The organism is Pseudomonas sp. ABC1, from assembly GCF_013395055.1.
GTDB lineage: Bacteria > Pseudomonadota > Gammaproteobacteria > Pseudomonadales > Pseudomonadaceae > Stutzerimonas.
In genome coordinates this window covers 747,045-765,838 of sequence record NZ_CP058349.1, presented here as the reverse complement: position 1 = coordinate 765,838, position 18,794 = coordinate 747,045, and the positions used below count along the sequence as shown (strand labels likewise).

Here is an 18,794-nt window from a genome sequence, read left to right as displayed (position 1 = left end):
ACCTATCGTCCTCTGTATACAGAGATCGCTCCCACTGAGGAGCGGCACCCATGATGAGGACACGCCATGACCGCCTACCCGACCTTGCTGTCCGAGTTGGATCTCGGATTCACCCGCCTGCGCAACCGCACCTTGATGGGCTCGATGCATACCGGGCTGGAGGAAATGCCCGGCGGTTTCGAGCGGATGGCCGCCTACTTCGCCGAGCGTGCGAGAGGTGGCGTTGGGCTGATGGTCACCGGCGGCGTGGCGCCCAATGAGGAGGGCGCGGTACGCCAGGGGGCGGCGAAGCTGTCCACACCTGAGGAAGCGCAGGAACACCGGGTGGTCACGCAGGCGGTGCACCAGGCCGGTGGGATGATCTGTCTGCAGATTCTGCACGCCGGGCGCTATGCCTACAGCCCGCAACTGGTGGCGCCCAGTGCGCTACAGGCGCCGATCAACCCGTTCACGCCGCGTGCGTTGGACGAAGAAGGGATCGAGAAACAGATCGCCGACTTCGTCAATTGCGCCAAGCTGGCACAACAGGCCGGTTATGACGGTGTGGAAATCATGGGTTCCGAGGGTTACTTCATCAACCAGTTCCTGGTGCTGCACAGCAACCAGCGCCAGGACCGCTGGGGCGGCAGCTACGAGAACCGCATGCGCTTGCCGCTGGAGATCGTGCGGCGCGTCCGCGAGGCGGTGGGGGAGCGCTTTATCATCATCTATCGCCTGTCCATGCTCGACCTGATCGAGGATGGCAGTTCGTGGGACGAGATCGTGCAACTGGCGAAGGCTGTCGAGGGTGCCGGAGCGACGCTGATCAACACCGGTATCGGCTGGCATGAGGCGCGTATCCCGACCATCGCCACCAAGGTGCCGCGTGCCGCCTTCACCCAGGTCACCGGCAAGCTGCGGGGCGAGGTGTCGATCCCGCTGATCACCACCAACCGCATCAATACGCCGGAGGTGGCCGAGCAGGTGCTGGCCCGTGGCGATGCCGACATGGTGTCGATGGCGCGGCCGTTCCTGGCCGATCCCGAGTTCGTCGCCAAGGCCGCCGAGGGGCGGGCGGACGAGATCAATACGTGTATTGGCTGTAACCAGGCCTGCCTCGACCATACCTTCGCCGGCAAGCTGACCAGTTGCCTGGTCAACCCGCGTGCCTGTCACGAAACCGAGCTGAATTACCTGCCCACGGCCCGAGCGAAGCGTATCGCGGTGATTGGCGCCGGCCCTGCAGGTTTGTCGGCGGCCACGGTGGCGGCGCAGCGTGGACATCGGGTCACGCTGTTCGATGCCGCCGCCGAAATCGGCGGACAGTTCAATGTGGCCAAGCGTATCCCGGGCAAGGAGGAGTTCTACGAGACCCTGCGCTACTTCAAGCGTCGCATCGAAGTGACCGGGGTAGAGCTGCATCTGCAGACGCGGGCGACGGTGGAACAATTGCGCGAAGGCGGCTTTGACGAGGTGATCCTGGCCACCGGCATCGTGCCGCGCCTGCCGCCGATCGAAGGCATCGAGCATCCGAAGGTGATGAGCTACCTCGATGCGATCCTGCAGCGCAGGCCCGTGGGTGCGCGGGTCGCGGTGATCGGAGCGGGCGGGATAGGTTTCGATGTCTGCGAGTTCATCACCCATCAGGGGGCGCCCACCAGCCTGGATGCTGCTGCGTTCTGGGGTGAATGGGGGATCGACCCGACCTTGCAGGCGCGGGGTGGTGTGGCCGGTATCCAGGCCCGACCGCAGGCGGCGGCGCGTGAGGTCTACTTGTTGCAGCGCAAGGCATCTAAAGTCGGCAACGGTCTGGGCAAGACCACTGGCTGGATCCACCGTACGGGATTGAAGAACAAGCGGGTGCGGATGGTCAGTGCTGTGGAGTACCTGAAGGTCGATGACGAAGGGCTGCATATACGGATTGCCGATGGCGCGCCCCAGTGTTTGCCGGTGGACAACATTATCGTTTGCGCCGGCCAGGACCCACTGCGCGAGTTACAAGAGGGGTTGCTGGCGGCTGGATTGAATGTGCATCTGATCGGTGGTGCCGATGTGGCGGCGGAGCTGGATGCCAAGCGGGCCATCGATCAGGGCGCGCGCTTGGCGGCCAGTTTGTAGGGACGGTCTGGTTGGTGGCGACTTGAGGGCTTGTCCGCGCCATTTGTCCTTACGATCGCGTGTCGCGATCCCGACCAGCCCCTCTACGCAACACGCATGAACTCATCCATGAGGCTCTACGCCGACATCCTTGTCGGCGAAGGTTGCTCCGAGGGGCTGGTCGCGGCCACTACCGAGGTGGTCTTGGGGAAAAGCTCACCCTGTCGCTCCCGCGCAGGCGGGAGCCTAGGTGCGCAAGGATAAGGCCTGCGGGTTTCTTCTTATGGTCACCACCGAAGACGGCTGTGCGGATGCCGGGTGGCGGACGGGGCATTCGCACAGAAGCGATGACGGCAAGCCCATCGTGTCGCGCCCCGAGCATAAGCCGTACCAGGCTGCCGGGCATCTACAGGGTGGCCCAGCCTTCGAGGTAATACGGTTTTGTCCTACACTGGCTCGTTTCGAGCGAGCCGGACGGCTATGTCAGAGATGGATGAATATCAGCCAGGGCCTTTGCCGGCACTCCAGCGCCTGGAGCTGGACTGGCTGGCGCAGGCGGCGGTCGAGGTGGCCGTGTTGCGCCTGGATCGGGTCGATGCCGAGCTGTCCGGTAACAAATGGTTCAAGCTGCTGCACCACCTGCGAGCGGCACGGGCGGCGGGCCGGCAGGGGTTGATCAGCCTGGGCGGTGCCCATTCCAATCATTTGCATGCACTGGCGGCAGCGGGGCGACGCTTCGGGCTGGGGACGGTCGGTTTGCTGCGCGGCGAAGCCAGCATGACGCCAACCATCGAGGACCTGCAAGCCGCCGGCATGCAGCTGCACTGGCTCGGTTATGGCGGTTATCGGGCGCGGCATGCGCCCGGTTTCTGGGAGCCTTGGCTGGCGCGCTATCCTCACTATTATCCTGTGCCTGAAGGTGGTGGAGGGCTGGCCGGTGCACTGGGCTGTGCCGATCTGGTGCCGCAGATACAGGCACTGCTGCCGGCGCTGGGTTGGAGCGATTACCAGGGTTGCTGGCTGGCGGCCGGAACCGGTACGACCCTGGCGGGCCTGGTGCTGGGCGAGGCGGGGCGGCGGCCTGTATATGGCGCCCTGGCCGGCCCTCCCGCGCATGGGGTGGCGGAGAATGTTGCGCATCTGCTGGGCGAGGCGGGTGTGGAGGTGAGGGGATACCGGCTGTTCGAAGCCTGCCGGCAGGGCTTTGGGCGTTTCGATCCGTCATTGCTGGCCTTTATCCAGCAGGTCCGGCAGCAATGCGACCTGCCGCTGGAACCGGTCTATACCGGCAAGGCGCTACTGGCCTTGCGCGATGCGGTGAGGGCGCAGGTATTTCCTGCCGGCACGCGGCTGATCTTCGTGCACACCGGAGGCTTGCAGGGTTTGCGTGGCCTGGGGCGTTAGCTGTGTGGCGGGATTGATCCAGAAATTGTCCTGCAAATGATGTCATATGGCTTGCCGCTTGAAGCTTGCGGCTGCTTTTGGCGGCGGCTTTGCCCATAATCGGCAACCCTGTGCATCTGTATTCACGTCACGAGCCTCGCGCTATCTGGGAGCGGCAATGGAGCAATTCCGAAATATCGGCATCATCGGCCGCCTGGGAAGCGCCCAGGTACTGGAGACGATTCGCCGGCTCAAGCGTTTCCTGATCGAGCGCAATCTCAATGTGATCCTGGACGAGAATATCGCCGAGGTGCTGCCGGGACATGGCCTGCAAGTGTCTTCCCCACAGCGTCTGGGCGAGTGCTGCGACCTGGTGATCGTGGTCGGTGGCGACGGCAGTCTGCTGGGCGCGGCCCGACTGATGGCTCGTCATCGTGTGCCAGTGCTGGGAATCAACCGTGGCAGCCTGGGCTTTCTGACCGATATCCGCCCCGACGAGCTGGAGATCAAGGTGGGGGAAGTGCTGGACGGGCAGTTCACCCTGGAGAACCGCTTTCTGCTGGAAGCCCAGGCGCGGCGCTTCAACGAGCCTATCGGCGAGGGCGACGCTCTCAACGACGTGGTCCTGCACCCCGGCAAGTCGACGCGGATGATCGAGTTCGAGTTGTACATCGACGGGCATTTCGTCTGCAGCCAGAAGGCCGATGGCCTGATCGTCGCCACGCCTACGGGCTCCACCGCCTATGCGTTGTCCGCGGGCGGGCCGATCATGCACCCGCGCCTGGATGCCATCGTCATCGTACCGATGTATCCGCACACGTTGTCGAGCCGCCCCATCGTGGTCGATGGCAACAGCGAGCTGAAGATCGTCGTATCGCCCAATATGCAGATCTACCCGCAGGTGTCCTGCGATGGCCAGAACCATTTCAACTGCGCGCCCGGCGACACCATCACGGTGCGCAAGCGCTCGCAGAAGCTGCGCCTGATCCACCCGCTGGACCACAGCTACTACGAAGTCTGCCGGACCAAGCTGGGTTGGGGCAGCCGCCTGGGTGTGCAGGAGTGACGGCAATGTCCGCTCATACGGTAGGTGAGCATCCCTTCCGGAGCGCGCGATGCTGATCGATCCGCAACGCAGCTACGACCTGATCGGCGACATCCATGGCTGTGCCGAGGAACTGGAGCGGCTGCTGGACCAGTTGGGATACAGCCGGCATGGCTCGGTCTGGCGTCACGCCCGGCGGCAGGTGATCTTCCTCGGCGATATCATCGACCGTGGCCCGAAGATCCGTGAATCGTTGCACTTGGTGCAGAGCATGGTCGCCGCTGGCGAAGCGCATTGCATCATGGGCAACCATGAGTTCAATGCGCTGGGTTGGTATGCGGAGGCTCCGCCGGAGAGCGGCAAGACCCATGTGCGGGAGCGCTCGCCCCGTTATGCAACGCTGTTGAAGGAAACCTTCCAGCAGTTCGAACGCCATCCGGGGGATTGGCAGGCATTCCGGGACTGGTTCTATGAATTGCCCCTGTACCTGGAGAACGAGCGTTTCCGTGTCGTGCATGCTTGCTGGGACAGTCGTGTGATCGCCCGCCTGCGCCCGCATCTGCAGGATGGCTGCATCAGTCCGGATCTGCTGCGCCAGGCTGCCTTCGAGAACGGTTTTATCAGCAAGGCGCTGGACCGGTTGCTGCGTGGCACCGATATGCAACTGCCTGATGGCCTGACGCTGACCAGCGAGGAAGGCTTCACCCGCTCGTTTTTCCGCACCAAGTTCTGGGAGGAAAACCCCCGGACTTATGGCGATGTGGTCTTCCAGCCCGATGCCTTGCCCGAGCATGCCGCGCGCATGCCTCTGAGTCAGAGCCAGAAGAGTCGATTGTTCCTCTACGGTCCTGACGAACCGCTGCTTTTCATCGGCCATTACTGGCGGCGCGGGCGGCCGGCGCCGTTGCGGGCGAACCTCGCCTGCCTTGACTACAGCGCGGTAAAAGGTGGAAAACTGGTCGCCTACCGCCTCGATCGGGAACACCACCTGGACCCAGGCAAGTTTGTCTGGGTCGATGTCGCAAGATAGGAGAGACGAGTTGCTGGAAGCCTTGCGTTTACCGCTGTCCGAAGACCTGAATGGCTTCGTCATGCTGTTGCAGCGCCTGGGAGTGCCTTACCGTGTCAGTGAAGAGGCGGGCGAGCAGGTGCTGAGGGTGCCTGAATCGCAACTGGAGCCGGTGCGCGAACTCTATCGCCGCTATCCCCAGGGAAACGGCGCTCCCGAGATGTCGCGGCCGGATGCGCGCGGTGGCTTCGGCACCGCGTTGTTGCAGCACCCGCTGACCAGCCTGGTGCTGCTGGTGACGCTGGTCGTCGCTGGCTTGACGCAGTTGGGCGATAACCTGGGTGCAGTGCGCTGGTTCAATTTCACCGACTTCCGTATCGAAGGCGACTATGCCTATTTCGCCTCCCTGGGGCAGACGCTGAGCAGTGGCGAGTGGTGGCGCCTGTTGATGCCGATATTCGTGCATTTCGGCGTGCTTCACCTGACCATGAACGGGCTGTGGTTCTGGGAACTCGGGCGTCGTATAGAGGCGCGTCAGGGCGCAATTCTATTACTGGCGCTGACCCTGATGTTCGGTCTGGCTTCCAATCTGGCCCAGTATGTTTTCGGTGGGGCAAGCATCTTCGGCGGCCTGTCCGGCGTCCTCTATGGTCTGCTGGGGCATTGCTGGCTGTACCAGAAGCTGGCGCCGAACGAGTACTACCGTCTTCCGCGTGGTGTGCTGGTCTTGATGCTGGTCTGGTTGCTGGTCTGTCTCTCGGGGCTTATCGACGTGCTCAGTTTCGGGGCGATGTCCATTGCCAATGCGGCTCACGTCAGCGGATTGCTGATGGGTTGCCTGACGGGGTTGTTGGGGGGCTGGTTGGCTCGACGTCGTATCGGCAGGGCTTGAACTTTTTTTTCGAATGTGGGCGGGTGGTCGTCGGTGGGCTGTTCAAAGACTGAACAACATGCTAAAAACGACCGCAGGTCAAATGATCTAGCCGCTTGAAAAAGAAGGGAAAACCATGACCAAGTCGGAATTGATCGAGCGTATCGTCAGCCAACAGGGCCTGCTTTCGTCGAAGGATGTCGAGCTGGCCATCAAGACGATGCTCGAGCAGATGGCTCAGGCATTGTCGACAGGCGATCGTATCGAGATACGGGGGTTCGGCAGTTTCACCTTGCACTACCGTGCGCCCAGGGTTGGACGTAACCCGAAGACCGGGCAATCGGTACCGCTTGAAGGCAAGTTCGTCCCGCATTTCAAGCCGGGCAAGGAGTTGCGTGACCGGGTCAATGAGGACGAGTGAGCCTCTATCCGGCCCGAATTGCCCCCGGCGTTAATCGATAACGATGTCAGGTACGGCGCTGAACAATCGCCCATGGTGGGCCTTTCGCCGATATTTCCCGCACGCCTGATGTGCCCTCCAGGCTTCATGCAATTGCCCTGATGTTTCCTCCACGTTGACGGGCCCTTCTGCGCGCAAGTGCTAGAATGCACGCTTTTTGAACGCGAGCCTGTCGATGGAGCGTCCACGTTTTCGTATCTATTTCCTGCACCCGCGCTTCTGGCCGCTCTGGCTGGGGCTTGGTTTTCTGTGGTTGCTGGTGCAGTTGCCTTATCGGGTGTTGCTGGCGCTTGGTCGCGGACTGGGTCTTGCGATGTACCGTTTGGCTGGTTCGCGCCGGCGAATCGCGAGGCGCAATCTCGAGCTGTGCATGGGGCATCTGGATGCTGACGCACGCGAACGCTTGCTGCGGGCGAATTTCGCGTCCACCGGCATTGCCTTTTTCGAGATGGCGATGAGCTGGTGGTGGCCGCAGCGACGTTTGCAGCGACTGGCGCATGTCGAGGGGCTCGAGCATTTGCAGCAGGCATCGGCCGAAGGGCAGGGCGTCATCCTGATGGCGCTGCACTTCACGACCCTGGAGATTGGCGCTGCGTTGCTTGGGCAGCGTCACACCATCGATGGCATGTACCGCCAGCACAAGAACCCCGTGTTCGACTATGTGCAGCGTCGTGGCCGCGAGCGGCATAATCCGGATGCCACCGCGATCGAGCGCGAGGATGTGCGAGCGATGCTCAAGGTGCTGCGTGCCGGACGGGCGATCTGGTATGCGCCGGACCAGGATTACGGGCGCAAGCAGAGCTTGTTCGTCCCTCTGTTCGGCATCAGTGCCGCCACTGTGACCGCCACCACCAAGTTCGCACGTCTGGGCAAGGCCCGTGTGGTGCCTTTCACGCAGGAGCGCCTGGCCGATGGTTCCGGCTACCGCCTGAGCATTCATGCGCCCCTGGAGCATTTCCCTGGCGAGACCGAGGAAGCGGACTGCCTGCGTATCAATCAGTGGGTTGAACAGGAAGTGACGGCCTTGCCGGCGCAATACCTGTGGGCGCACCGCCGCTTCAAGACACGCCCGGAGGGTGCGCCGAGTCTGTACTCCTGATCCTCGGGCAACCCGTCCGAGCAGCAAGTCCTGTCTGAAATACGACCCGCTATTCCTGTATCTGCAATTCCCTGGCCTTGCTGTAGATGTAGCGCAACTTCTCGTATTCGAACGGTGAGTTGAGCTGGCCATAGCGGAACGGCGTGCTGTAGCGGATATCCACCAGGCGCAGGCCGGTCAGCGGCAGGCTCTCGCCGCTGGCCTGGGCGTAGTTGAGGTAGTCGATCTGGCGCTCGACGGCGAAGTCGGTGACGCGCCCGACGGTATCGCGTGCGTTCGACGGGCCCAGGGCCGGCAGGATCAGGTAGGGGCCGGCGGGGACGCCATAGAAGCCCAGGGTCTGGCCGAAATCTTCGCTCTGGCGCACCAGGCCCATGCGCGTCGCCGGATCCCAGAGGCCGCCCACGCCGATGATGCTGTTGAACAGCAGGCGCGCCGTCGCGTTCATGGCGCGAGTGCCTTTGCCCTGCAAGAGGCTGTTGCTCAGGTTGGAGATCTCGCCCAGGTTGTTGAAGAAGTTGCTGACGCCAGTCCGCACAAAGCGCGGTGTCACCGTCTGGTAGCCGCGCACGGTCGGCAGCATGACCCACTGGTCGAGGCGATAATTGAAGTGATACAGGCGGCGGTTGAAGGATTCGAACGGGTCATGGATCTTCAGCGCGCGCAATGTCGCCCGTTCGAACTCGCGCTGGTCGAGGCCGGGGCTGAAGCTCAGGTTGCGCAGGGGGTGCTTGAACCCATCGCTGTCCACGTCGGGCTCCTGGGCTTGAGCCAGGCCGCTTGCAAGCAATGCTGCCGTCAGGAGCAGGTGATAGCTGCGATTCATTGCTGGTTGCTCCCCACTGAGGCTTGTCGTACGGCGATGCTGGTCGGCGCAGGGCTGGCCTGGCCGCTCATGAACGCCAGCATATGGCGAACATTGTCGGTGTAGCCAAAGTTGCCGCAGTGCCCACCGTAGGGGTAGAGCGTCAGCCGCTCGCCGAAGGTCCGGCGCAGGAAACCCAGGTCCCCGGGGCCGAGGATAATGTCGTCGGCGTTGTGCATGACGGCGATTTTCTGGCTGCTTTGCAAGTAGTCTTCCAGGGCATACAGGCTGACCTGCTGAATCAGTTGCGGCAGGTCGCCACCGCCGTGTCGCTTGCGCCATAAGGGCATCAGTTGCTGTTCCATGTAGCAGTCGAAGTTGCATTGCAGGGCCTTGCGAAACAGCGGTTCGAGGCTGGTGCCTTCGCTGATCGGCTGGCCTGGCGCGGTGATCAGTCCACGGCGGTTGATCAGGTCCGAGGTAAACGCCATGTCGGCAGAGAAGAAGCGGAAGGTGATACCGATCAGCATGGCCAGTTGCTCGTCGGTGAGGCGCTGTGGCGATTGCTGGAAGTCGAACAGCATCGCTTCGTCGAGGTTGATGTAGCCCTTGCGGTGGTAGTAGCTGGCCAGTTTGTCGAGGATCAGCTCATAGAAGGTGTTCTGCCGATTCAGGCCCGGGACTTCTGCCTGGACCAGCTTGTCCATGTTGCCGATCGAGGTGTACAGGTTGACGGGCGGGTTGAGCAGCAGCACGCGCTTGAAGTCGAAGCTGCGCCGGGTTTCGTCGAGCTGGCTGACGAAGGCGGCCTGCAGCGCACCGAGGCTGTAGCCGGCCAGGAAGTAATCGGTGACCTGCAATTTGCGTTGTTGTGCCCGTATGGCCTGCATAACCCGGTAGAGGTCCTTGGCATCGTCGGGGCTGTAGCCGGGCGTGGCGTGCTGCGAGGCGGCGGCCATGAAGTCGTAGCTGGTGGGGGAGGAGATCTGCACGACGTGGTAGCCGGCGCCGTAGAAGATCTTCTTCAACAGCTCGTTGCTGCCGGTGGCGTAGTTGGAGCCGGTGCCGGCGATAAGGAAGATCAGCGGCGCCGGGCCGGATTGGCGGGCCAGGCGGTAGCTCAGGCGCTTCACGGGCCAGAAGTTGTCCGGTAGCCGGTATTCCCGTTCCGGCAGCAGCCTCAGGCTGTAATCGCTTTGCCGGATATCTTCGTCGTCCGGCAGGTTGGCGCGCAGGGCAGAGGGTGTCCCGGCGATCGTCGCCTCGAAGGGGTTATGCAGCGGGTATCCGTACTGGTTCGGATCGATGTCCGCAGCCTGGGCGGGAAGGGCCAGCAGTATCGAGGTCAACACGCTGATGCACAGCAACAGGGGCATGCGTTATTTCTCCATGGGGCTACGGGCGCGCTGTACTATCTGTCCGGGCGCCGTCGGTGTCCAGTGGGCTTGCCTCTGGTCGCGAGGGGGCGTGGTTCATTCTGGCGGTGAGCAACGGTTGCCAGGGTGATTTTCCAGACTGGTTGGAGTTTATGAATGCCGTATCGTTCGGCTTTTGTATGGATTGGTTTGATGCTGCTGGCATTGCTGGCCGGTAGTTACGGTGTACGCATGGCGCTCATGGAGGATGCGCGCTGGTTGGCACTGTGTGGCGATGATCCGGGGCTGCTCGGGTGTCGTCTGCGCGATATGCTGGGGCTGGCGATCCACTTGCGTGTGGCGGGATGGCTGGGGCTGGGCGGCGCGCTCCTGGCGTTCGCCTGGCCGGGGCGCTTCGGTTGGTGGTTGGCGGTCCTGGCGTTGCTCTTCGCCGTTCCGGCACTGGTGCTCTACAACGCGACTCTGGCTGCGTTCGCTCTCGTCATTGCGGGGTTGCGACTGGTTCGCTGATCCGTGATCCCGGCGGCGAAAGCAGCGCTCCATAAGCCTGCGCACCTGGGCTCCCGCCTTCGCGGGAGCGACGGGTTCGCGACAAGTGCTCGAAAGGTCAGAACGGTTCTGTAAACGCAGGCCAGTCCATCAGGTTGGCTGGCTCATTGTCCGCTTCCCTGTTTTCAGGCCACGCCAGAGCGCCACTGCCAGGATCAGGCTGACCGCTGCCCAGCCGAGTGCCTGGATGTTTTGCAGGCCTTCCTGGTAGAGCTGAGGCGCAATGCCGGCACACAGCAAGGCCAGGAGTAGGGATGATTCCCGGGGGTAGGCCGGTACGGCCCGGTAGGCGTAGGCCAGGGCCGGCAGCAACAGGGCTGCGCTCGGGAAGCCTCGATAACGCGCATCGAATACCAGTCCGAGGGTCATCACCGCTGCGGCGAAGCCGCTGGCCAGCAGCAGTTTCGCTGCGTGTGCGTCCAGCCAGGCGAGTACGCAGGCGCGCCTGCCCTGGCGGCTGCCATGGGCCATGACGGTATGCAGCAGGACGATGAGGTTGAGGGCGACCAGAGATAGCCCCCAGCTCCATTCCGCCCAGTTGCGGCTGTCTTCCATGAGCGTCTGCGTCCATAGCGAGAGGCTGGTGACGCCGACGGCGGCGATCAGGCCATGGCCGGGAATATCACGCAGGTTCCGGGGGATTCCGCCCAGGCCGAGGGCCAGCAGCCAGAGCCCCAGGCCGCCACCGAGCCAGAGTGGCCAGTGCGGCTGGTTGGAGATGGCCCCTTGCAGGCTGCCCTTGTCCTGGCGGTCGGCGTCGTACAAGCCCCAGTAGCCGCCCACGGTGCCTTCGCTGGCGCGCTTCCAGGGTTGGTCGAAAGCTTCGATCAGGTTGTAGCGCCAGCCATTGGCCTCGGCCATCTGCACGAAGCCACGAATGAACGAAGCCTGGTTGACCCTGTCGGCAACGGCTGTTTCGCGCTGGCGCCCGGCGCTGGGCCAGCCGGTTTCGCCGATCAGGATACCCTTGGGCGCGAAGGCGCCACCGAAGACCTGACGTACCTGCTCGACTTCTTGCAGCGCATGTTCGATACCACTGGGGTTGTCCTCCCAGTAGGGCAGCAGGTGAATGGTCAGGAAGTCGACCGCTGGGGCGATCTCCGGGTGCTTCAGCCAGAACTCCCAGACGTCGGCATAGGTGACAGGGACGCTGACGGCCTGCTTGACCTCCTCGATCAATCCCGCCAGGCGGGTGGCGGTGACTTCCTTGCGCAGCAGGGTTTCGTTGCCGACGATCACGGCCTCGACGATATCGGCGTTGGCGTTGGCGAGCCTGATCAGGGTGTCCAGTTCCTGCCGGGTCTGCTGTGCATCAGCACTGACCCATGCCCCGAGCAGCAGCTTGAGCCCATGCTTGCGGGCCAGGTCGGGAATGCCTTCCAGGCCCGTGGTCGAATAGGTGCGAATGCACTGGAAGCGCTTGGATAGCAGCGCCAGGTCGGCCTCCATGCGCTCCGGGCGTAGCGCCAGGGGTTGTTCGAAGGGGGACTGGTCCTTGTCGAATGGGCTGTAGGACACGCACTGCAGTTTCTGCTGGGCGGGGACGGCATCCGGTATTTCGCGCGCCTTGCCGATCTCATGCCAGAAGCAGGCCATAGCGACAGCTGCGAAAATGCAGGTAACAAAGTAAAGGGGGCGTATTGGGGGTGAAAACAGGCTCATTGGGCCAAAAACCATGTGGTGGACTCATTTGCGGCTTATGGTCGTCGATCCGTAAACATTGTGCGAGAGCGGTTGGGGCTTCGCGGGGAGGTTGGTAAAAAAATGTCGAAAAAAGACTACTAAGGTCGTGTGGAAAAGCACCGTGGTGGCCCTAAAGTAGCCCCCTGCTCTCCTGCAACGTGGGGAGCTGAACGTGTGGAGCATAAAAATCCAATGAACAATGAAAATGTGTACCGCCAGATCTATGATCATCCCCGCTTCAAGGAGCTGGTCGGCAAGCGCAACCGTCTTGCCTGGACGCTCTCGGCCATCATGTTGATCGCCTATCTGACCTTCATCCTGCTGATCGCCTTCGAGCCTCATCTGCTGGGTGTTCCGCTGGGTTCGGATACTGTCATCACCTGGGGCATTCCCCTGGGCCTGGGCGTGATCTTCCTTGCCTTCATCCTGACCGGTATCTATGTGCGCCGCGCCAACGGTGAATTCGACCGTATCAACCAAGAAATCCTGGATGAGGTGCAGCAATGATCGCTCGTCTGTTCTCCGCAGCCGTCCTGATGGCTGCATCGCCCCTGCTGATGGCAGGCGAGGCGCTGACCGGTGCCGTACAGAAGCAGCCGACCAACTGGACGGCGATCGTCATGTTCGTGGTGTTCATCGCCGCGACCATGGGCATCACCAAGTGGGCTGCCAAGCGCAACACCTCCACCGCTGACTACTACACTGCCGGCGGTAGCATCACCGGCTTCCAGAACGGCTTGGCGATCGCTGGCGACTACATGTCGGCGGCTTCCTTCCTGGGTATTTCCGCACTCGTCTACACCAGTGGTTATGACGGCCTGATCTACTCCATCGGCTTCCTGGTCGGCTGGCCGCTGATCCTGTTCCTGATGGCCGAGCGCCTGCGCAACCTGGGCAAGTTCAGCTTCTCCGACGTGGCCTCCTATCGCCTGGGCCAGACGCAAATCCGCATCCTGTCGGCCCTGGGTGGCCTGACCGTGGTGGCGTTCTACCTGATCGCGCAGATGGTCGGTGCCGGCAAGCTGATCCAGCTGCTGTTCGGCCTGGACTACTACGTCGCGGTGATCCTGGTTGGCGTGCTGATGGTTTGCTACGTACTGTTCGGCGGCATGCTGGCCACGACCTGGGTACAGATCATCAAGGCGGTCCTGCTGCTGTCCGGCGCCAGCTTCATGGCGATCATGGTCATGAAGCACGTTGGCTTCAACTTCGGTGCGCTGTTCTCGCAAGCGGTCGAAATCCATGAGAAAGGCACTGCCATCATGAGCCCCGGTGGCCTGGTGACCGATCCGATCTCCGCGATCTCCCTGGGTATGGCACTGATGTTCGGTACCGCTGGCCTGCCGCACATCCTGATGCGCTTCTTCACCGTCTCCGACGCCAAGGAAGCACGCAAGAGCGTGTTCTATGCAACCGGCTTCATCGGCTACTTCTACATCCTGACCTTCATCATCGGCTTCGGCGCGATCCTGCTGGTCAGCACCAACCCGGAATTCCGCGACGCCGCGGGCGCCATCGTCGGTGGCACCAACATGGTGGCCGTGCACCTGGCCAGCGCCGTGGGTGGCAACCTGTTCCTGGGCTTCATCTCCGCCGTGGCCTTCGCCACCATCCTCGCGGTGGTTGCCGGTCTGACCCTGGCGGGTGCCTCTGCGGTTTCCCATGACCTGTATGCCTGTGTGATCAAGAAGGGCAAGGCCAAGGAAGAGGACGAAATGCGTGTGACCAAGATCACTACGCTGTCCCTGGGTGTGGTCGCTATCCTGCTGGGTATCGCCTTCGAGAAGCAGAACATCGCCTTCATGGTGGGTCTGGCATTCTCCATCGCCGCCAGCTGCAACTTCCCGGTCCTGTTCCTCTCCATGTACTGGAAAGGTCTGACCACCCGCGGTGCGCTGGTTGGTGGTGCACTGGGCCTGTTCACGGCGCTGGCACTGACCGTTCTCAGCCCGACCGTGTGGGTACAGGTCCTGGGTTACGAGCAGGCGATCTTCCCGTACTCCTACCCGGCGCTGTTCTCCATCATCGTTGCCTTCGTCGGTATCTGGGTGTTCTCGGTCACTGACAAGTCGCAATCGGCCAACGAAGAGCGTGCGCGGTTCTTCCCGCAGTTCGTTCGTTCGCAAACCGGCCTGGGCGCTACTGGTGCGGTTTCGCACTAAGCCTTGAGTCGCAGTTGAAGAAAGGGGTGGCCGGTGACGGCTGCCCCTTTTTCATATCGGTACTTTTCATATGCCCGGTGACGGGCTTTCGGCCCATCGCCGGGGCGATGTCGATAATCACCCCAGGTGATTTTCGTTCTCGATGAGAACACCATGCATAATCGGCGTGTGTCGGTTTTCACATTCAACCAAGGAGATACCCCATGCATTACGTTACCCCTGACCTGTGTGACGCCTACCCGGAACTGATCCAGGTCGTCGAGCCGATCTTCAGCAACTTCGGTGGTCGTGATTCCTTTGGTGGCGAGATCGTTACCGTCAAGTGCTTCGAAGACAACTCCCTGGTCAAGGAGCAGGTCGATCTGGATGGCACGGGCAAAGTGCTGGTGGTGGACGGTGGTGGTTCGCTGCGCCGCGCACTGCTGGGCGACATGCTGGCCGAAAAAGCGGCACGCAACGGCTGGGAAGGCATCGTGGTGTATGGCTGTGTGCGCGACGTGGACGTACTGGCGCAAACCGAACTCGGTGTGCAGGCCCTGGCCAGCCATCCGCTGAAGACCGACAAGCGCGGCATTGGTGACCTGAACGTGGTAGTGACCTTCTGTGGCGTCACCTTCCGCCCGGGTGAGTACATCTATGCCGACAACAACGGCATCATCGTTTCGCCCCAGGCACTGAGCATGCCGGCCTGAGGGACTTCGGGGGATTCGTGCGTACTTGGGAGATCGCTCCCGGTGCGCATGGCGCCCTCTGCAGTACTGTCAGGATTGCGGGCGGGCAGCCTGTTGCAGGCGGGTGATGGCTGAATCCAGTTCGTCCAGAGCGATGTCCACGCTGTAGTGATCCTGCTTCAGCAGTATTTCTGCGCGCTGGCAGGCATTGCGCAGTTGCGGTACGCCGCTGTAGCGCGTGGCGCCATGCAGGCGGTGTACGCGTTCCAGCAGTGTCTGTCGGTCATTCGCTTGCCGTGCCTGGCGGATGGCTTGCTGTTCGTCTTCGAGGGAGTCCAGCAGCATTTTCAGCATGTCGGCGGCCAGCTCGGGCTTTCCGGCCGCCAGTCGAAGTCCTTCCTGAGGGTCCAGCACCCTGGTCTCGTTCCGAGGCTTTGGCGTATCGACAGCCTTGCCACTCTGGGGGCGCAGGCTGAGACCGGTCCATTTCAGGACGATCTGCCCCAGCTGCCGTTCGCTGATCGGCTTGGTTACGTAGTCATCCAGGCCGGATTGCAGCAGTGCGCGTTTTTCGCTGGCCATGGCGTGGGCCGTCAGCGCCACCACGGGTGTCGTACGGGCGCCGCTGGTCTGTTCCCACTGGCGTATTGCCTCGGTCGTCTGGCGGCCATCCATCCCCGGCATCTGTATGTCCATCAACACCATGTCGAAGCTTTGCTGGCGCATCACATCCAGCGCCTTGCGACCGCTGTCTACCGCCACGACCTGCGCGCCCATGTCGTTGAGCAGGGTTTCCACCAGCATCAGGTTGGCCGGGTTGTCGTCGACGCAGAGCAGGCGTGCCTGGTGACCGTCGCCCGTGGCCGCCGGTCCGCTGATGGCCTGTTGCGAGCAACAGAACTCGAGCAAGGTCTGCTGGAGCTTGCGGGTGGCGGTGGGTTTGCTCTGCAACTGGATGTGGGTGTGTGATTCGGGGAGTATCTCGTGATAGCGCGCCTGTTCGGTGGTCGGGCAGAGCACGATGCACTTGCAGTCCAGCTCGACGATTTCCTGCAGGCTCTGGTAGAGCTGATGGGGCGTGGTGTCCTGCTGGGTTATGCCGAGGATGGCGATACCGATGGATTGTTCGCGTTCATATTCGCTGGTCAGTTGCTGCTGGAGCTGTTCCAGGCTGTCGTGAACACTGACCTGCAAACCACAGCTTTCAAGCTGGTGCTGCAAGGCCTGGCGCGTCAGCGGATGTGTTTCGAACAGCGCCACGCGCCGTCCGAGAAGCTCCATGTGCGGCAGGTCTTCGATGTCGTCGCGCGCCTTGGGCAGCGTCAGCCTGATCCAGAATTCGGAGCCTTCCTCGAGGATGCTGTCGACACCGATTTCGCCGCCCATCTGCTCGATCAGCCGCCTTGAGATGACCAGGCCCAGCCCGGTGCCACCCGGCTGGCGTGACAGCGAGTTGTCCGCCTGGCTGAAGGCCTGGAAGAGTGCGCGGATGTCCTGTTCGGTCAGGCCAATGCCCGTATCCTGCACGCTGATACGCAGTTGTGCGCTGTCGCTGTCCTCTTCTTCGAGCATGGCGCGCACGGTGATGGAACCCTGGCTGGTGAACTTGATGGCATTGCTGACCAGATTGGTCAGCACCTGGCGCAGTCGCAGGGGGTCGCCGATCAAGGACAGCGGTGTATCCCGGTAGACCAGGCTGACCAGTTCCAGGCGCTTCTCGTGGGCGGCGGGTGCGAGGATGGTCAGGGTGTCTTCGATCAGGTCGCGCAGGTTGAAGGGAATGTTCTCCAGCACCAGCTTGCCGGCTTCGATTTTCGAGAAATCGAGGATTTCATTGATGATGGCCAGCAAGTTGTCGGCCGATTTTTCGATGGTGCCGAGGTAGTCCTGCTGGCGGGGCGTGAGATCGCTTTTCTGCAACAGGTGGGTGAATCCGAGGATACCGTTGAGGGGTGTGCGGATTTCATGGCTCATGTTGGCCAGGAATTCGGACTTGATACGGCTCGCCTCCAGTGCTTCCTTGCGTGCCATGTCCAGTTCGATGTTCTGGATCTCGATGGTTTCCAGGTTCTGCTGCACGTCCTCGGTCGCCTGGTCGATGCTCTGTTGCAGTTCCTCCCGTGCACTGAGCAGGGACTCGGCCATGCGATTGATGCCCGAGGCGAGCTCGTCCAGCTCATGCCCGCCGAGTGCCGGCAGGCGCGTCTCCAGATGGCCTTCCTTGAGTTGTCCGACGGCATGCTTGATGCGCTGCAGGGGCTGGCTGATGCTGCGGCCCATGCGCAGGGCGAGCAGTGCCGTGATGATCAGGCCGGCAACGATCAGCAGCAGGCTGGTGAACAGGCTGCGGTAGCCACGGACCAGCGTGGCGTGGTGCGAGAGTTCCAGGTCCAGCCAGCCGATCAGGCGCACATCGTCGCCGCGGATATCGTCTTCGAGGTGCAGGTGGCGGGCCTGGATCGGCATCAGGATGCGCGTGGTGTCGAGGCTGCTGACATGCGTCAGGTCTTGCGGGTCGCTGGGTGGCGGCGGGGTGAGCATGTTCGGCCCGGCATGGACTTTCAGCACGCGCTCGGGATCGAGAATCGCCACGGCGCGGACATCCGGATGGTCGAGTACCTGATTGAGGATGCGTTGCAGGCGCCAGTCATGCCCCTGTGCGATGGGTGAGGCGACCAGGGGTGCCAGTTGCCGGGCGATCAACTGGCCGCGCTCGTCGAGTTGCTGGTGCATCTGGGCAAGTTGCAGCCAGGAGAAATAACCGCCAATCGCCACGGCCAGCAAGGTGCCTGGCAGCAGGGTCAGTACCAGCAGTCGCGTTCTGATCCCCAGGTCTTTGAGCACGTTCCATATCCTCCGGCCAGGCGTTGACTTGAGCCGCTCAGTGTAGCGGCTCGATACGCGGGCGGGGACATTATGTGGTTCAGTCCAGGCCGCGGATGTCCTTGTCCTGGAAGCTGGGCAGGCGCCAGTGGAACGCGACGGCCAGGACACGGAACAGGAAGCCGCTGCCCAGCGCTACCAGCGACGCGCTGTTGCTGCCGATGCCGACGTGCAGCAGTGCCACGTAGAGCACGCCGGTGAACAGCGCGACGGTGGCGTAGAGCTCACGCTGCAGCACCATGGGGACCTGGGTGCAGAGCATGTCGCGCAGCAGGCCGCCGAAGATGCCGGTGATGATACCGGCCAGTACCACGATCGACGGGTGTGCCCCCATGCTCATCGCGACATCGCAGCCGATCACGGTGAAGGCCACCAGGCCAAGACCGTCGACCAGCAGGAAGACCATTCGCAGGTGGTGCAGGTGGCGGGCGATGAAGCCGGTGACGATGGCCGCGCCGATGGTGAAGGTCAGGTATTCGGGGTTGGCGATCCAGCCTACCGGGTAGTGCCCGAGCAGCACATCGCGTGCCGTTCCGCCGCCGAGCGCAGTGACCGTGCCGAGCAGGCAGATGCCGAACAGGTCCATGCCCTTGCGCATGCCCATGATGGCGCCGGACATGGCCTCGGCGGTAATCGCGATCAGGTAGATGGTGTGCAGGAGGGTCACGGTCGACTCCGGGGCGGCATGGGGGCTGAAAGGTGCGCGATTATGGGGCAGACTG

At 62.5% G+C, this 18,794-nt stretch carries 16 protein-coding genes; 11 read left to right on the top strand and 5 right to left on the bottom strand.

Annotation, left to right across the window (positions count from 1 at the left end; translation table 11 throughout):
• Window positions 1-66 precede the first annotated feature (66 nt).
• From HW090_RS03230 to HW090_RS03200, 7 genes are all read left to right on the top strand, one after another.
• Window positions 67-2,097, top strand: coding sequence for an NADPH-dependent 2,4-dienoyl-CoA reductase (locus HW090_RS03230; protein WP_179112128.1), 2,031 nt, complete (start codon window positions 67-69; stop codon window positions 2,095-2,097).
• Between the two features lie 459 nt (window positions 2,098-2,556).
• Window positions 2,557-3,480 carry a 1-aminocyclopropane-1-carboxylate deaminase/D-cysteine desulfhydrase gene (locus tag HW090_RS03225; protein WP_256930730.1) on the top strand — a complete coding sequence of 308 codons (924 nt, stop codon included), beginning with the start codon at window positions 2,557-2,559 and terminating at the stop codon, window positions 3,478-3,480.
• Between the two features lie 157 nt (window positions 3,481-3,637).
• The gene (locus HW090_RS03220) at window positions 3,638-4,525 is read left to right on the top strand and encodes an NAD(+) kinase (protein ID WP_179112127.1); all 888 of its coding nucleotides are present in this window, start codon (window positions 3,638-3,640) and stop codon (window positions 4,523-4,525) included.
• Between the two features lie 49 nt (window positions 4,526-4,574).
• Window positions 4,575-5,534: a metallophosphoesterase gene (locus HW090_RS03215; protein WP_179112126.1), complete on the top strand. Its 960-nt coding sequence runs from the start codon at window positions 4,575-4,577 to the stop codon at window positions 5,532-5,534.
• Window positions 5,521-6,405 (top strand): rhomboid family intramembrane serine protease, encoded by an 885-nt coding sequence (locus HW090_RS03210; RefSeq protein WP_179112125.1) that lies wholly within the window; start codon window positions 5,521-5,523, stop codon window positions 6,403-6,405. Before HW090_RS03215 ends, HW090_RS03210 begins: the two co-directional genes overlap by 14 nt.
• 115 nt (window positions 6,406-6,520) lie before the next feature.
• Window positions 6,521-6,805, top strand: coding sequence for an integration host factor subunit beta (ihfB, locus tag HW090_RS03205; protein WP_131185458.1), 285 nt, complete (start codon window positions 6,521-6,523; stop codon window positions 6,803-6,805).
• A 214-nt stretch (window positions 6,806-7,019) separates the two neighbouring features.
• A complete protein-coding gene (locus HW090_RS03200) occupies window positions 7,020-7,943 on the top strand; it encodes a lipid A biosynthesis lauroyl acyltransferase (protein WP_179112124.1) in 924 nt (307 codons plus the stop codon).
• 49 nt (window positions 7,944-7,992) lie between these two features.
• Here the strand turns inward: HW090_RS03200 and HW090_RS03195 are convergent, their stop codons facing one another.
• Together HW090_RS03195 and HW090_RS03190 are read right to left on the bottom strand one after the other, a co-directional pair.
• Window positions 7,993-8,769: a VacJ family lipoprotein gene (locus HW090_RS03195; protein WP_179112123.1), complete on the bottom strand. Its 777-nt coding sequence runs from the start codon at window positions 8,767-8,769 to the stop codon at window positions 7,993-7,995.
• Window positions 8,766-10,124 (bottom strand): alpha/beta fold hydrolase, encoded by a 1,359-nt coding sequence (locus HW090_RS03190; protein ID WP_179112122.1) that lies wholly within the window; start codon window positions 10,122-10,124, stop codon window positions 8,766-8,768. The genes HW090_RS03195 and HW090_RS03190 overlap by 4 nt, the downstream gene beginning before the upstream one ends.
• A gap of 192 nt (window positions 10,125-10,316) precedes the next feature.
• Here HW090_RS03190 and HW090_RS03185 point away from each other — a divergent pair, with 192 nt between their 5' ends.
• A complete protein-coding gene (locus HW090_RS03185) occupies window positions 10,317-10,634 on the top strand; it encodes a hypothetical protein (protein WP_373416361.1) in 318 nt (105 codons plus the stop codon).
• A 129-nt stretch (window positions 10,635-10,763) separates the two neighbouring features.
• On the opposite strand, the gene HW090_RS03180 is transcribed toward HW090_RS03185, so the two are convergent.
• A complete protein-coding gene (locus tag HW090_RS03180; protein WP_373416360.1) occupies window positions 10,764-12,269 on the bottom strand; it encodes a beta (1-6) glucans synthase in 1,506 nt (501 codons plus the stop codon).
• A gap of 279 nt (window positions 12,270-12,548) precedes the next feature.
• On the opposite strand from HW090_RS03180, the gene HW090_RS03175 reads away from it, so the two are divergent.
• The 3 genes from HW090_RS03175 to rraA all read left to right on the top strand — a co-directional run bounded on the left by HW090_RS03175 (window position 12,549) and on the right by rraA (window position 15,210).
• Window positions 12,549-12,863, top strand: a complete 315-nt coding sequence (locus HW090_RS03175) for a DUF485 domain-containing protein (protein WP_179112119.1) — start codon at window positions 12,549-12,551, stop codon at window positions 12,861-12,863.
• Window positions 12,860-14,518, top strand: a complete 1,659-nt coding sequence (locus HW090_RS03170; RefSeq protein WP_179112118.1) for a cation acetate symporter — start codon at window positions 12,860-12,862, stop codon at window positions 14,516-14,518. The genes HW090_RS03175 and HW090_RS03170 overlap by 4 nt, the downstream gene beginning before the upstream one ends.
• Before the next feature lie 203 nt (window positions 14,519-14,721).
• The gene (rraA, locus tag HW090_RS03165; RefSeq protein WP_179112117.1) at window positions 14,722-15,210 is read left to right on the top strand and encodes a ribonuclease E activity regulator RraA; all 489 of its coding nucleotides are present in this window, start codon (window positions 14,722-14,724) and stop codon (window positions 15,208-15,210) included.
• Between the two features lie 69 nt (window positions 15,211-15,279).
• Here the strand turns inward: rraA and HW090_RS03160 are convergent, their stop codons facing one another.
• Together HW090_RS03160 and HW090_RS03155 are read right to left on the bottom strand one after the other, a co-directional pair.
• Entirely contained in the window at window positions 15,280-18,033 is a 2,754-nt protein-coding gene (locus HW090_RS03160; RefSeq protein ID WP_179112116.1) for a response regulator, read from the bottom strand.
• Window positions 18,034-18,112: 79 nt separating this feature from the next.
• Complete coding sequence (locus HW090_RS03155; RefSeq protein ID WP_179112115.1) at window positions 18,113-18,739, bottom strand: trimeric intracellular cation channel family protein; 627 nt, start codon at window positions 18,737-18,739, stop codon at window positions 18,113-18,115.
• Window positions 18,740-18,794 lie beyond the last annotated feature (55 nt).